This is a genomic window from Microcoleus sp. B4-C2, from assembly GCF_036705265.1.
Taxonomy (GTDB): Bacteria; Cyanobacteriota; Cyanobacteriia; order Cyanobacteriales; family Microcoleaceae; genus Microcoleus.
In genome coordinates, this window is the sequence record NZ_JAUBUB010000132.1 from 1 (window position 1) to 15146 (window position 15146).

13 protein-coding genes and 1 riboswitch are annotated in these 15146 nt (G+C 45.7%); of the genes, 5 read left to right on the plus strand and 8 right to left on the minus strand.

All coding sequences use genetic code 11. The annotated features are described in order from the left end of the window. Positions 1–236: hypothetical protein (locus tag QUB20_RS26135; RefSeq protein WP_333291761.1), on the minus strand; the 236-nt coding region annotated here is incomplete at its 3' end. Positions 237–327: 91 nt separating this feature from the next. On the opposite strand from QUB20_RS26135, the gene QUB20_RS26140 reads away from it, so the two are divergent. Next, positions 328–1164: a metal ABC transporter permease gene (locus QUB20_RS26140; protein ID WP_333247673.1), complete on the plus strand. Its 837-nt coding sequence runs from the start codon at positions 328–330 to the stop codon at positions 1162–1164. Positions 1165–1322: 158 nt separating this feature from the next. Here the strand turns inward: QUB20_RS26140 and QUB20_RS26145 are convergent, their stop codons facing one another. The 7 genes from QUB20_RS26145 to cynS all read right to left on the minus strand — a co-directional run bounded on the left by QUB20_RS26145 (position 1323) and on the right by cynS (position 8424). Further along, positions 1323–2429 (minus strand): WD40 domain-containing protein, encoded by a 1107-nt coding sequence (locus tag QUB20_RS26145; protein ID WP_333247675.1) that lies wholly within the window; start codon positions 2427–2429, stop codon positions 1323–1325. Positions 2430–2441: 12 nt separating this feature from the next. Further along, positions 2442–2816 (minus strand): hypothetical protein, encoded by a 375-nt coding sequence (locus tag QUB20_RS26150; protein WP_333247677.1) that lies wholly within the window; start codon positions 2814–2816, stop codon positions 2442–2444. Between the two features lie 98 nt (positions 2817–2914). Continuing rightward, complete coding sequence (locus QUB20_RS26155; RefSeq protein ID WP_333247679.1) at positions 2915–3886, minus strand: GTP-binding protein; 972 nt, start codon at positions 3884–3886, stop codon at positions 2915–2917. Between the two features lie 238 nt (positions 3887–4124). Then, a complete protein-coding gene (cobW, locus tag QUB20_RS26160) occupies positions 4125–5159 on the minus strand; it encodes a cobalamin biosynthesis protein CobW (RefSeq protein ID WP_333247681.1) in 1035 nt (344 codons plus the stop codon). A 361-nt stretch (positions 5160–5520) separates the two neighbouring features. Beyond that, the gene (locus tag QUB20_RS26165; RefSeq protein ID WP_333127447.1) at positions 5521–5931 is read right to left on the minus strand and encodes a DUF1636 domain-containing protein; all 411 of its coding nucleotides are present in this window, start codon (positions 5929–5931) and stop codon (positions 5521–5523) included. 22 nt (positions 5932–5953) lie between these two features. Then, positions 5954–6100, minus strand: a riboswitch (cobalamin riboswitch). Positions 6101–6241: 141 nt separating this feature from the next. Further along, positions 6242–7621 (minus strand): ATP-dependent protease ATP-binding subunit ClpX, encoded by a 1380-nt coding sequence (clpX, locus tag QUB20_RS26170; protein ID WP_333241495.1) that lies wholly within the window; start codon positions 7619–7621, stop codon positions 6242–6244. 359 nt (positions 7622–7980) lie between these two features. Next, the gene (gene cynS / locus QUB20_RS26175; protein ID WP_333241493.1) at positions 7981–8424 is read right to left on the minus strand and encodes a cyanase; all 444 of its coding nucleotides are present in this window, start codon (positions 8422–8424) and stop codon (positions 7981–7983) included. A gap of 455 nt (positions 8425–8879) precedes the next feature. Here cynS and QUB20_RS26180 point away from each other — a divergent pair, with 455 nt between their 5' ends. The 4 genes from QUB20_RS26180 to QUB20_RS26195 all read left to right on the plus strand — a co-directional run bounded on the left by QUB20_RS26180 (position 8880) and on the right by QUB20_RS26195 (position 15047). Further along, complete coding sequence (locus QUB20_RS26180) at positions 8880–9224, plus strand: slr1659 superfamily regulator (RefSeq protein ID WP_333241491.1); 345 nt, start codon at positions 8880–8882, stop codon at positions 9222–9224. A 147-nt stretch (positions 9225–9371) separates the two neighbouring features. Continuing rightward, entirely contained in the window at positions 9372–11510 is a 2139-nt protein-coding gene (locus tag QUB20_RS26185) for an ATP-binding protein (protein ID WP_333247684.1), read from the plus strand. 544 nt (positions 11511–12054) lie between these two features. Next, the gene (locus QUB20_RS26190; RefSeq protein WP_333081403.1) at positions 12055–12330 is read left to right on the plus strand and encodes a hypothetical protein; all 276 of its coding nucleotides are present in this window, start codon (positions 12055–12057) and stop codon (positions 12328–12330) included. Positions 12331–12461: 131 nt separating this feature from the next. Further along, complete coding sequence (locus tag QUB20_RS26195; protein ID WP_333247688.1) at positions 12462–15047, plus strand: PAS domain S-box protein; 2586 nt, start codon at positions 12462–12464, stop codon at positions 15045–15047. Positions 15048–15146: the final 99 nt, after the last annotated feature.

The following is a 15146-nucleotide window of genomic DNA, read 5'->3' on the forward strand; positions in this document are numbered from 1 at the left end:
TGATTGTGGCACAAGCGTCCCGCCTGTGCAATTGATTGTGGCACAAGCGTCCCGCCTGTGAAGTAGATTGTGGCACAAGCGTCCCGCCTGTGCAATTGATTGTGGCACAAGCGTCCCGCCTGTGCAATTGATTGTGGCACAAGCGTCCCGCCTGTGAAGTAGATTGTGGCACAAGCGTCCCGCCTGTGCAATTGATTGTGGCACAAGCGTCCCGCCTGTGCAATTGATTGTGGCACAAGCGTCCCGCCTGTGAAGTAGATTGTGGCACAGGCGGGACGCCTGTGCAATTGATTGTAGTTAAAAAAAACCTATTATTAACCTAATTCAATGTTAAACCTACTAATTGAGCCGCTACAATTCGAGTTCATGCGAAATGCGATCGCCGTCGGCATTTTGCTAGGAATTCTCTGCGCCGTTGTCGGTTCATACCTAATTGTACAGCAAATGGGAATGATGGTTGACATGATTGCCCATTCAGTATTAGCAGGATTGCCCGTAGCTTTTTCTTTAGGTTTCAATATTTCGATCGGTGCCTTTATATCGGGAATTATCAGCGCCGTGATTATGGCGTGGATTCAATCCCAATCGCGCCTAAAAATTGATGCAGTCATGGCATTAATTTTATCGACATTTTTAGCAATTAGCGTCACCTTAATTAGCCTGTTGCGGACAACCAAATTAGACCTTGATGGGTTTTTGTTTGGGAATATATTGTCAGTTGCACCTGCTGACGTGCAGCAGACTTTTGTGATAACTTTGATTATTTTGGCGATCGTTAAAATCTTTTACAAAGAACTGCTATTCTATACTTTTGACCCCCTGGGGGCGCAAGCCTGCGGTTTGCCTGTAAACTGGATTTATTTGGGGATGATTTCGGCGATTACGCTGACGATTGTTGCGAGTTTGCAAACCGTGGGAGCGCTGTTAGTAATTTCGCTGTTAATCGGGCCGGGAATGACGGCGTATTTGTTGGTAAAAGAGCTACATTTAATGATGGGATTAGGAGCAATTATTGGGATTATAGCTAGCGTGACTGGTATGTATCTCAGCTATTATTGGAATATGCCTTCTGGTGCCGCAATTGTATTAGTTGTTTTTGGGTTATTTTTAGTAGCTTTGCTGTTCAGTCCCAGTCAAGGGATTTTGACAAGAAAGAGAGGATAACACTCCAGGACGCACTTCGACGCTTAGAAACCGGGTTTTTTACTCGATGCGGTATGCAACGAAGTAGACGCTCGAAAAACCCGGTTTCTGGATACCCGTGGGTAAGTCCTAAAGTTTTCAATTGTTTATGTTTTGGTCAAACCGGTGCCTATGCGAACTTAGCGCCCCCCGAAGCCTTTGCCACGCATAGACTTTGACCAAACCAGCAATTCGCCTCCACAGCCGCCAGCCACGAGAAGCTGGCCTTCGGGATGCCATGCGAGACAGGAAAAACCGCCCTCTGCACCTTTGAGAATTTGCAGCAATTGTTCTGCTTCATACCACAAACAAACTTGACCATCTGCGGCTGCAGAAGCTAATAAAAATGTGGTAGGTTGAAAGGCGATCGCATTTACAACTTTTTCATGCACTTCTAACGCCCAACCTTCCCAACCGACTCTTTCATCAGCGTCTCTTTCCCAGACAGAAATGCCTTGAGAACTCGAAGCAGCTAACAAAGGTGCACCCAAAGAATTAGTTTTACCCGACCAAGCTAACTGCCGAACTTTCCCCGGAAAACCCTGCATTATCCACGGTTGAGAACTGCCCCATTCATTAACAATTAGGGTGTTGTCAATATTACCGCAAGCTAAATATTTCCCTGACGTATCCCAAGAAATTGCACCTGTTGCAGACGGTACTGACAAGACGTGCGGGTCTTCGTCCCAGTCTTCGCCGTCCCAAACTTTGACACCTTGATAGCCGCTAACTGCCAGATATTTAACAACAGGATGCCATGCTAAATCGAGGATAGATGATGAGTCGAAATTCAGCGTTACTTCAACAACATCATCATCAGCATTCCAAACTTGAACGCAGCGGCCCATACTAAAAGCTAACTGATTGCAGTTCGGACTCCAAACTAACTTGTCCACCCAGACGCGCTGGTTGTCCAAATTAGCAATTAATTCCCCAGAATTAACGCGCCAAATTTGCACCCGTCCGTCTTGTCCGCCAGCAGCTAGGAATTGACTGTCGCGTGAAAAAGACAAGCAATCGGCTGATTTACCCGTAGCAGTTTGTAGCGGTTGCAAGGACAATTCATTCATTGTCCCTACAGTCCCTAACATCACTTCGCCCGCAGCGGAACAGACTGCTAAAGTTTTGCCATCCGGCGACCAAGTAACAGCAGTTACGTAGTCAGACAGCATTTTTTTAGCGTGAAATTGCAGGGTTAGTTCACTTTTATTTGTCTTTTTGTTACCCATATTTATTGAATCTGACATATTGTACTATTCTTAAGAACGGGCAAGATGCCCGTTCCACAAGAGATGAATTTTATTCTTGTGGAACAGGCATCTTGCCTGTTCCCTTCCACAAAAGATGAATTCTCTTCTTGTGGAACAGGCATCTTGCCTGTTCCCTTCCACAAAAGATGAATTTTCTTTTTGTGGAACAGGCATCTTGCCTGTTCCCTTCCACAAAAAGATGAATTCTCTTCTTGTGGAACAGGCATCTTGCCTGTTCCCTTCCACAAAAAGATGAATTTTATTCTTGTGGAACAGGCATCTTGCCTGTTCCCTTCCACAAGAGATGAATTCTCTTCTTGTGGAACAGGCATCTTGCCTGTTCCCTTCCACAAGAGATGAATTTTCATCTTGTGGAACAGGCATCTTGCCTGTTCCCTTCCACAAGAGATGAATTTTCATCTTGTGGAACAGGCATCTTGCCTGTTGCTAAAAGGCTTATTGAAAATGCTTCAATATGTCAGTTAAACCAGACATTTACGAAAATCCTCTCGCAATTGATTTTCGTTTAAATTCCGACCGATAAATACAAGCTCATTTTTCGGAATTTCTGTATCTTTCCAAGGTCGATCCGGTCTGCCATCGAACAACATATGCACTCCTTGAAACACAAATCTGTTGTTTTCTCCAGCCATATTCAAAATGCCTTTTGTCCGAAAGATATTCGTGCCTTGAGTTCGCAACAATTCGCCGACCCAATCGCTAAATTTGTTGCCATCAATAGCACCGGATTCGACTATTGCTACCGAGGTAACAGTTTCGTCGTGTTCGTGAGTGTGTTCGCCCAAAAAGTCGGGTTCGATTTCTAATGCCCGGTTCAAATCAAATGCTTTGACGCCCAACAAAGCATCCATTTGTAATTCAGCATTGTGAGTACGGTGAATTTTTGCCATTGCATTCATGGCGCGAATTCGCTTTTCTAATTCTGCCAATTCTTCGTCAGTCACTAAATCAGTTTTGTTGAGCAAAACTACATCGGCGAATGCAATTTGTTCTTGAGCTTCGTCTGCGTCCCAGTGCTGCCAGATGTGCTTGGCATCGACTACGGTGACAACTGCATCTAGCAGTAATGTGTCCCGCATATCTTCGTCTACAAAAAAGGTTTGAATTACTGGTGCGGGGTCGGCTAAACCTGTGGTTTCGATGACTATGTGGTCAAATTTGTCTCGCCGCTTCATTAAGTTGCCGATAATCCGAATTAAATCGCCTCGGACTGTACAGCAAATGCAGCCGTTGTTCATCTCGAAAATTTCTTCGTCGGCATCAATTATCAGTTGGTTGTCGATGCCTACTTCGCCGAACTCATTGACGATGACTGCAACTTTTTTGCCGTGTTCCTCTGTTAAAATTCGGTTCAGTAGCGTAGTTTTGCCTGCACCCAGATAGCCCGTGAGAACGGTAACAGGAACTGATTCGATCGCCCCAGCACTCACCATACTTGACCTCGATTAGTGTACAATGATAACCATTATCGTTATTCTACACCAAACTTGCTGGCAGTAGCAAGTTTATTAAAAAATGTTAAGAGTTTTTAACTACAGGAATACGCAGTCTTTGGTTCAGGGCTTACCCATAGGGCTAGAAACCGGGTTTCTACGAGTTTTGGAAGAACGAGAAATATAGGAAGAAACCCGGTTTCTGAGGTCAGCGTGTGTGGCTAATGACTGATGACAATTAATTGTTAATCATAGCTGCAATTCGATCGCGCTCTAACTCTCGACCAATCAGCACTAATTTGGTTTGGCGGATCTCGGAAGGTTGCCAAGGGCGATCGTAAAAATATTCTATCCGAGAGCCCACACCTTGCAACACCATCCTCATCGGTTTCTTGGGAACCGCCACAAACCCTTTAATCCGATAGATTTCCTCCTGCTGCATCAACGATTGCAGTTTTTTCACCAAAGCTTCCGGTTCAAATTCGCGATCGGCAATAAAGAAAGTCGAGTTAATATCATCATCGTGCTCGTGTTCCTCCTCAGTGTCGTGGTGACTTGGGCGAGACTCCAAATCATCCTCAACCGCCGCATTAAATCCCATTAACACATCGGGGTTAATTTCGCCACCTTTGCAAGGCACAATTTTCACACTCGGACGTAACTCTTGTTGCAACCAGCTTTGGACTTTCTGGTGAGTTTCCGCATCCACGCGATCGACCTTCGTTAAAAGTACCATATCGGCACAGGCTAACTGGTCTTCAAACAATTCCTCGATCGGAGTTTCGTGATCTAAACTATCATCAGCCTGCCGCTGTGCCATCAAAGCATCGATATCACCGACAAAAGAACCGCTAGCAATAGCTTCGCAATCGACAACAGCAACAACACCGTCTACTGTAGCACCGGTGCGAATTTCCGGCCAGCGAAAAGCTTGAATCAAAGGTTTAGGAAGTGCGAGGCCCGAAGTCTCAATTAAGATACAATCAATTTGCTCTCTGCGCTTCAACAATTCCTGCATAGTCGGCAAGAATTCCTCTTGAACAGTGCAGCAAAGACAACCATTTGTTAGTTCAACAATATTGCTGCTAACATTTTCTTCTTCGTCGCAAACTTGGCAATCGCGCAGCAGTTCTCCGTCAATTCCGATTTCGCCAAATTCGTTCACCAGAACAGCAATGCGGCGACCTTGATTATTTTGCAATAAATGACGAATTAAGGTAGTTTTGCCGCTACCAAGAAAACCAGTGATGACCGTAACAGGAATTTTGTGCATTGATAATTTTGTTGTTGTAGTGTGATATCTCGTTCCCAGGCTCTGCCTGGGAATGCTAATCGAGAGGCTCTGCCTCGCTGGAAGAAAGAAGCGTTTTAATAAGAGGCAGAGCCTCTGGGTATGCGTTACCAGGCAGAGCCTGGGAACTAGGAAACCCACCATAAATGTCGTTTTTAGGCGAAGTCTAGATCCCCCTAAATCCCCCTTAAGAAGGGGAGTAGGGGTTGACTTTGAGAATATTTCTTGTCCCCCCCTTATTAAGGGGGGTTAGGGGGGATCTAGATTTCGATAAAAACAAGAGAGACGATCGGTTTGACGTTAAGTTGTCACCAATGGGCCGAGCATGGTAAGGAGAAAAACTCTAATTTGGTAGTGGTGGAATCTTTGCTAAAACGCCTTTTTTCAGAGCTTGAGGACGCTCAGACCAAGGCAACAAACCGTCCGGTTTAGCATAGTATTGACCCGCGCATTCGAGTACAGCCTCGACGCTTTCCGACTCATTGGCTGGTAAATCACCAAACAGATAAGTGTACTTTCCAACAGCAGCAAAAGACACCGCACAAGAGTGACTGCAAGCACTCATGCACTCAACCTCTTGAATCTCAAATTGATCAGAAAACTCCCAATCTTTAGCGAGTTGCGACAAATTTTCCATAAATTGTTGACCGCCGCTTTTACCTTCGCGCTTGCCGTTTTTCCAAACACTAGCGCAAGCAGTGCAAACAAATAGACTGTGCTTTGTGCGTACAGCCGTGTTAATTCCATCCATCATCCGTACCTCGCAGATGCGTTCAAAAGTGAGTTATATATCGGCGGGCATTCTGACTTGAGAAACCCCAAGGGTTTCATTACAGTTGCGGGACAGCGCCGGACTTGCACCGAACTTTCCCCGTTTCCTCTAACGGCTGCTCCCCGCTAGAACCGATCGCGAAATCACATCATACCGCACTTACCGCCAATCGATTTTAGATTTTAGATTTTAGATTTTAGATTTTAGATGGGAGAAAGCGACCCCAGGGATAAATCTGGGGGCTGGTTTAGTAGTTTGTAGGGTGCGCCACAAGCACCCTACAGATTACAAATTATGCAGTTTCGTGCTGCCGCCATGCGGGATGCCACAGCAATTCAGCAGTCGATCGCTTCTCGACCATTTCAGGAGTAATCATACAATTAGCCACATCCTTGCGAGAAGGCAACTCGTACATCACATCCAGCATTAACTCTTCTAAAATGCTGCGGAGAGCTCTCGCGCCCGTTTTGCGACGATAGGCTTCCTGGGCGATCGCCCGTAGCGCTTCCGGCTGGAATTCCAATTCCACGCTGTCCATCTTCAACAGCTTTTGATACTGCTTCACCAACGCATTGCGGGGCTCAGTCAATATCTGCATCAAAGCTGCCTCATCCAGCGGCGAAATCACCGTCACCACCGGAATCCGCCCGACAAACTCAGGAATCAAACCAAACTTGACTAAATCGTCCGGCTGTACCTGCTGCAAAATATCAGCGGCCCGCTTGTCTTTCGCCGGCAAAGTTGAGTTGCTGTCGGTTTCTGTTGGCTGAATAAAGCCCAAGGATTTTTTACCCAAACGCTGTTCAACTATTTTTTCCAAACCGACAAAAGCACCGCCACAAATAAATAGAATTTTGCTAGTGTCAACTTGAATAAAATCTTGGTAAGGATGTTTGCGGCCGCCTTGCGGGGGCACGTTAACCACTGTTCCTTCCAACATTTTTAGCAGCGCTTGCTGCACTCCTTCTCCCGATACATCCCTAGTGATCGAAGTGTTTTCGCTTTTGCGAGCAATCTTGTCAATTTCATCAATATAAATAATGCCCCGCTGCGCCGCTTCCACATCAAAATCGGACATTTGCAACAGTCGCAGCAAGATATTTTCTACATCGTCGCCGACATATCCAGCTTCTGTCAGTGTCGTCGCATCCGCTACCGCAAACGGGACTTCGAGCATTTGCGCTAAACTTTGTGCTAACAAAGTTTTACCGCAACCTGTGGGCCCGACTAGCAGGATGTTGGATTTTTGCAATTCTACATCGCTGTCAGGGGAAGACTTGTCGCTATCTTTTACTTGGTCAACGCTCAAGCGCTTGTAGTGGTTATAAACTGCTACAGAAAGGACTTTTTTTGCTGAGTGCTGGCCGATGACGTGGTTGTCTAAATGCTGCTTAATCTCTGTTGGTTTCGGAATTTGAGCTAAAACAATTTTCGATTTATTCGATCGACCTGGGCGCCTGGTTCCTTGTCCCTGAGACTCTCGCACCTCTGATTGGGGAATCTGTTGGCCAATTGTTTTACTGGAGTCAAAGAACTCCTCCTCTAAAATTTCATTGCACAGTTCCACGCATTCATCGCAAATGTAGACGCCGGGCCCAGCTATTAACTTGCGGACGTACTCTTGCGACTTGCCGCAAAAGGAGCATCTGAGATGGGAGTCATATTTTGACATATTTGCCTCTTACTTTACGGTTGCGGTTGCTTGTTTCGACTGGGGAAGTTGCCGCGGGAGTTACCTTAGCTGTGCCCTAGAAGGGTTTCCCGATCGGACACCCAAGCCAGTCAGTCGATTTTAGATTTTAGATTTTAGATTTTAGATTTACTCCACAGATGAATTTTGGAGCTGAACTAGGGTCTAAAATTTGGGGCTCTGCACGACTTAAGTCGGGGGCTTGTCTCGGTTTTTTGGCGCAGTCAAGCTTCGCGATCTCTGTTTCTAAGTTAACACTTTTGAGGCTTTAGTGATTAGTCATGAGTCATGGGAGCCAATTTTAATTTTTCATTTTCACTTGAAAATAAAGCCGCACGGGCTTACCATTTTTTGTATTCCAAAAATTTTCCCGACATAATTATTTTCACTCGATCGCCTTTTGGGTCTGCTTCTTTCTCGACATCCAAAGTAAAGTCGATCGCGCTCATAATCCCGTCACCAAATTTTTCGTGAATCACTGCTTTGAGTGGCATCCCGTAAACCTGCATAATTTCATAGAAACGATAAATCAGCGGGTCAACCGGAACCGAGGCCTCCAAAGAACCTTTTAACGGAGGTTCACAGAGAACCGCAGCCGTCTCGCTATCTAGTCCCAAAGCCGAGACAATTTTCTCGGCTTCATCTGCTGATGCGGTAGCTTGACGGTAAATAACCGCGGCAATCCAAACTTCGTCGCGCCCCAAAAGTTTTTCCAAATCTGCAAAACTAATTCCCTTAGCTTTTTTAGCCGCCAAAAGCTTTTCTGTAATTCCTGAAATTGCCATTAAATATTCTCCCCTTCACTTCAGTGTCAGATGTGCAATATTTCTCACACTTTGGCGATTTTGTCAATACCAATTTGAGAAAATAAATCGAATTGATAGCTCGGAACTTCAGCAAAAGTTGGTCTCCTTAACCCCCACAACTCATACAATTTGAGATTTGAGATTTGAGATGTTAGATTGGCAATGACTGATGACTACCAGGGTTGAGAGCTAGTCAACAGTTGCACTCTTTTTGCCAACTGGTATCACAACTGACACAACTGATAAATCCTAAAATAACTCATAACTGCCCTGTGGCAATGGTACAGTTGGCAGTATATGTAATAAAAGTTACACACGCAAAGGCATTCGGCATTCGGCAAACGGCTGAATTTTGATCGTGCTAGCCTGAAGCTCAATCCTCACTCACGCAGCCAAAGCGCCTTTACCACTCAAAATCGGCAACTGACAAAAGTATGGAGATTCAGACCAAAGATTACACGATCCAGTACGATCGCACTACGCAAACAGTCATCTGTAGCGGATCGTTCCGACTCAGCCAGGTGGAAGAATACGCACCGATCGTCGATCTGCTCAACGAAGTGGCTGACTCCTGCCCAAACACGGTGACTCTAGACTTGCGAAAGCTAGAATTTTTAAATAGTTCTGGAATTAATATTGTCTCAAAATTTGTGATCAAAGTGCGCCAGCAAAAAAATATTCAAATCGCCATCAAAGGTTCTAAACAGATCCCCTGGCAGATGAAATCCCTGAAAAACTTGCAGCGGCTGATGCCTTCCTTGCACTTAGAATTGGAATAATAACGAAAAAGGTAAAGATAAATCCCCGGCTAAGTCCGCGAACCAGGATCAGGGTGGCTGAAGTTAATCGGAATAAGTCATAGTTAAACTAGCACAAAACCATAAAAAACTTCAGAACAGACTAAAATTTACCAATTTTCAATTGCTATGCAGGAAGAACCATCGACAGAACAGCTACTTTTCGACGTTCAGCGGCTGAGTGCGGAACTTGAAAACTTGAAGCGCGAAAAGGTTGACCTAGAACTTTTGCTGGAGACAACCACCGAACATTCAGATACGATGGAAGCTCACTTGCTGAGCAAAGCTCAGTTGGCGCTGCGTTCAAGCGAAGAGCAGTTTCGGGCGATCGCCTCGGCAACTCCCGTGCCGATATTAGTTTCTCGCCTCTGTGACGGCTTGATTATGTATGCGAACGCTCAATTGGCTTCTCTCCTGAGCATACCTCTAGAAAAATTGATCGGCTGCAGCACTCCAGACTTTTACTTCAACCCCGCCGATCGCCCAAAGGTACTTGAGGCACTTGCTAAAGAGGGATACCTGCAAAACTACGAACTCCACTGTAAAAAATCAGACGGCACCGCTTTCTGGGCGATGATCTCGGTTCAGTCGCTGGTGTTTAACGGCCAGCCGACGGCATTGTGCGCCTTGTACGACCTCACCCAGCGCAAGGAAGCAGAACAAACCCTCCAAGAGAGCGAAAAGCGCCTCCGCCGCCAGAGTTTGGCTTTGTTGCAGCTAGGTAGGCAGAGGACTCTCAACAGCGGTGCGCTGAATGTGGGAATTCGCGAAATTACCGAGGCTGCAGCCCGGACTTTGGATGTCGAAAAAGTCAGCGTCTGGCTTTACAACCATGGAAGATTTGGAAATCGCTACCCCAGCGATCCCCAGCTAAATTTTACTGAGAGATTACTCGCCCACAACCAAACAGAGGCAATCGAGACAGATACCGCTGCCCCAGAGCAACACGAGGGAGTTAATCATTCTAAGTTTAAAATCCCCAACCTCAAATTAGTTTGTCTCGACGTGTACGATCGCACCCAGGAGAATCATTTGAGCCGGGAGTGCATATCGGCAAGCGATTTAAATTTATCAATTTTAGATGTTGAAGGCGACGCACCGCGCGAAAATTTGCGATCGGACAATGGTTTAGAACCTACGACAAAGACTCAAAACTCTCTACAAACAAATTTGTCCCACTCATCTTCCCTCGCCGAACATTCCGGTGTGCTGCCAAATGCCAGCAAGCCGAATTCATCCATATTAAATGTAGCAATTAGGCTCGGTGGCCAGATCGTGGGCATTCTCTCTCTCGAACATATCGGCGCGCCCCGCCAGTGGGCTCTGGAGGAGCGCACCTTCGCTGATTCTTTGGCAAATTTGGTAGCGCTGGCGATCGAAGGATTTGAGCGCCAGCGGGCTCAGGAAGCCCTTTCCAAAGCCAAAGCACAGCTAGAAATGACCGTCGATCAGCGCACCGCTCAACTCACCACCGCCAATAAACTGCTCCGCATCGAAATTGCCGAGCGCAAAAGAGCCGAAATAGCCTTGCAAGAAGCCTTACACAAAGCTGAAGCAGCTTCGAGAGCTAAAAGCACTTTTTTAGCCAATATGAGCCACGAGCTGCGGACACCGCTCAACGCGATTATCGGTTACAGCGAAATGCTACAAGAAGAAGCACGGGAATCGGGACTCGAAGAAATCATTCCCGATACCCAAAAAATTTATAACGCCGGCAAACACTTGCTGACTTTAATTAACGATATTCTCGACCTTTCTAAGATAGAAGCCGGTCGGATGGAGCTTTATTTAGAAAAATTTGACCTCTGTAATTTAATAGAAGAAGTCGTTGCAACTTTGCACCCTTTGGTCGAAAAAAATCACAATCAATTGCAAGTTTCTTGCTCGGACAATTTGGGAGTGATGTATGCAGATTTGACTAAAGTCCGGCAAATTTTGTTCAATTTGCTCTCGAATGCCCTGAAGTTTACCGAAGGTGGAACGGTGCTGTTGAGCGCGACTCGCGAACCCGCAGGCGACAGCGATTGGGTTTATTTACAGGTATCTGATACGGGGATTGGAATGTCGGCCGAACAGCAGCAGGGTTTGTTTCAACCTTTTATTCAAGGGGACGCTTCGACTACTCGCAAGTACGGCGGCACCGGTTTAGGATTGGCCATTAGTCGCTTGTTTTGCCAGATGATGGGCGGCGATATTACTGTTGAGAGTGAGTTGGATGTTGGCTCTACTTTTACGGTTCATTTAAATGCCAAAGTTGATATTAGTTAGAAAAAAGTTGGGTAACTAGCAATGTAGGGGATTTAAGGGATTTAACGGGTGGGAATTTTTCCCGGAATTGTGTACCGGATTTAACGGATTTAACGGATGGCAAAAGATGGAAGAATTTCCCCATTACCAATTTTCCAATTACCAATTACCCATTACCAATTACCCATTCCCTTTTTAATTGTGACACCGATCGCGATCGACCTCTGTTGTCGATCACACAGTAGCATTTTTTTTCAGCCTAGAATACCTATATTATTCCAAGATTGTCCTGCAGGCACGATCGGGGGCCTCGCTGCATTCACAAGTCCCACCTCAACCTAATTAAGGCGGTGGGGGGTTGCTTCCAGAAAGGCAATTTGGTAAAAGTAATGCTATGGTCGCGAAGCAGTAGAAGGCAAAATTTAACAGGAAATCAGGAAGTTTCAAAAGTCTCTGGACGCAGAAACACAATTCTGCTTTTTGCCTTCATACTGCTTCTACGGGCGAGATAGCATTGCTGCTGAAAGCAATGCACAATTTCTCAGAATCAAAGGAGTGCATCTACATGATTAAACCTTGCAGTCAACCGCTAAAAATAAACCCTTTTACTTGTTATCGCGATCCGGCTACAGGCAGGTGGACTACTGTAGTTACAAGTGTTCCAAACACTGGCGAAACAGACTCTAGTTTAAAAGCAGAAGCCGAAGGCGAAAACGAAGGTAAAGCAGAAACGATCCTTTCTGCTTCGCCTGCTGTCTCGGTGTCGAAAAAAGTCCTTTCTTTCTCCCTGCCTCCGTTTAAACACCGTGCCAAAAAATCTGCTGTTAGTGTCAGCAGGTAGCTATAGCAGGGGTCTAATCTAGTTTCCACGGTTAGTCCCCGGCCATAGTCCAACTAAACAAAACAAACTTATCCATAGCCTAAACTGCCAAAAAGCGATATACTGGCAGCAAACTTTCTCCTTCAATATTCGTGAAGTATTTGCTCGATCGCTGCCTCCACTTTGTATGGACAGACCGACCAATTCGCCAGCGGGGAACAATCATCGTTGCTATCCCCATTATTTTTCTGTTTGCTTCCCTGCTAGCAATTGCAGCCCTCCGGGAGATTACCCTACAGATAAGAGAGCGAGGAGATACTAATAGGGCAATACTTCAGGAAACTAACCGCTTGTTAACCCTCGTGGTAGATGCGGAAACGGGCATTCGAGGTTACGGGTTGACGAAGCGCCGCACATTTCTCTCACCCTACTTAGAAGCCAAGAAGAGTTTGCCTCCGCTGCTGGCTAAACTCAAGGTTATGGTTCAAGAAAACAAACTGCAAGCTCAGCGATTTGAAGATATAAAAAAAAGTACCGAACAGCATATAAATTTCTTGCAAAACACTTTGAATAAGCTCGACAGTTCGGCAACAAGCGTGCAGTCGCCGGAAATAATTGAGGTGTTCACTCAAGGCAAAGCGAGGAGGGATAACCTGCGTGCAAAAATTAATGTGTTTGCTAATGCCGGCGAAGCCTACCAGAAAGCTCTAGATCAGCAAAGACGGGGTTTGATAGATTTCACTAATTTTGTGCAAGTTGCTGGTTTGCTTTGCGGCTGTTTTGGCGCCGGGGCTTCCTGGTATTTATTTGATGGTTTAGAGAAGGAATTAAGGAAGCGGGAAGCAGGCTTGGAAGAAAGTAAAAGTCGCATTCAAGCTGTGGTAGACAATGCGGCTGACGGGATTATCACTTTGGACGCACGGGGAAATATTGAGTCTTTTAATAGGGCAGCAGAAAAGATTTTTGGCGAGAAAGCCGATCGAATAATTGGCTCTAACCTGCGGCGACTGATCGCTCAACCCCAGCCGTACCAAAGCGTGGGGGATTATTCGGTAGAATATTTTGTGTTACATCCAGATACTACGCTGAAGACTTACCAACAAGAAACAGTTGGAATTCACCACGACGGAACTAAGTTTCCGATGGAGTTAGCTATCAGCGAAATGCGTCTGGCAAATCAACACTTGTTTATTGCGATTTGCCGCGATGCCAGAGGACGGAAACAAGCCGAGGAAACTCTGCGAAAGCAAGCGCAAATGCTGGATTTGGCCAACGATACGATCGCGGTACTAGACTTGAATGGGGCGATTTCTTATTGGAATTTGGGGGCGAAGTGGCTCTACGGATGGCGGAAGTCGCAAGCAGTAGGAAAAAATATTCACAAGCTTTTACAAACAGAATGGGCTCAACCTTTTGAGGTAATTCAAAAAGTATTTTTCGAGAAGGGTTCTTGGCAAGGAGAACTGGTGCGAACTAAGAAAGACGGGACAAAAATAACGGTGGCAAGCCGATGGACTTTGCAGTACGACGATCAAGATCAACCGGTTGCTATTTTGGAAATCAGCAACGATATTAGCGATCGCAAACGCTCAGAAATTGCTTTAGCCCAAAGCGCCCAGCGGTTTCGCGCTACTTTTGAGCAGGCGGCAGTCGGCATGGTGCAAGCGAGTGTGGAAGGCAAATTTCTGTTAGTCAATCAAAAACTTTGCGATATTTTGGGCTACAGCAGGCAAGAATTGGTTGAGAAAAGATTTCAGGAGATTACTTGGCCTGGAGATTTGGCAAGTGAACTGGAACTTGTGCGCCAATTGTTAGCAGGAGAAATTGAAAATTTCTCTCTGGAAAAGCGCTACATCCGCAAAGACGGAGAGTTGGTGTGGGCAAACTTGACGGTTTCGCTGCTGCGAGAAGAAAATGGCACTCAATTTTTGATGAGTGTGGTTGAAGATATTAGGGATCGCAAACAAGCGCAGGAATCGCTGCGGTTGCGCGCTCAAGAATTGAGGTTAACAGCCCAAAATCTGGCTCAAACGACGAATGTTTTAAGAAAGCGGAATCAAGAATTAGACCAGTTTGCTTATGTAGTTTCTCACGATTTGAAAGCGCCACTCAGGGCGATCGCCAATCTCAGCAGTTGGATAGAAGAAGACCTCAGCGAGTCGATGACAGAGGATACTCTGCACCAAATGAACCTGCTGCGGGGCAGAGTTTACCGCATGGAAGGTTTGATTGAGGGACTGCTGCAATATTCCCGCGTCGGACGGATTCAAGTGCCTTCGGAAATGGTAAAAGTTGAGAATTTATTAGCCGAAATTATTGATTCGTTGGCGCCGCCGTCTGGATTTGAGGTGAAAGTTGAACCGGAAATGCCAACTTTTGTGGCAGAAAGATTGCTGTTGCAGCAGGTTTTTTCTAATTTAATTAGCAACGCAATTAAGCACAACCGAGCTGAATCGGGTCACGTAAACATATCGGTTAAAGAGTTAGATGATTTTTACGAGTTTTCTGTAGAGGATGACGGGCCGGGAATTGATCCTCAATATCACGATAAAGTTTTTGTGATTTTTCAGACCTTGGAAGCTCGTGATAAAGTTGAAAATACTGGGATTGGTTTGTCGCTGGTGAAAAAAATTGTCGAAGGTCAAGGGGGCACTATTTCCCTAGAATCTGCCGAAGGTGAGGGAGCAACTTTTCGGTTTACTTGGCCGAAGCAACCTATTAGCCAAGACGGAAAATAAAACAACTTTAAAGGTAGGATGTTTAGGAATGAGAATTAAATAACTTCCACTCTTGAAAGTGGGATGGGCGTCCCGCCCGTCCAAAAAGGACGGGCGGGA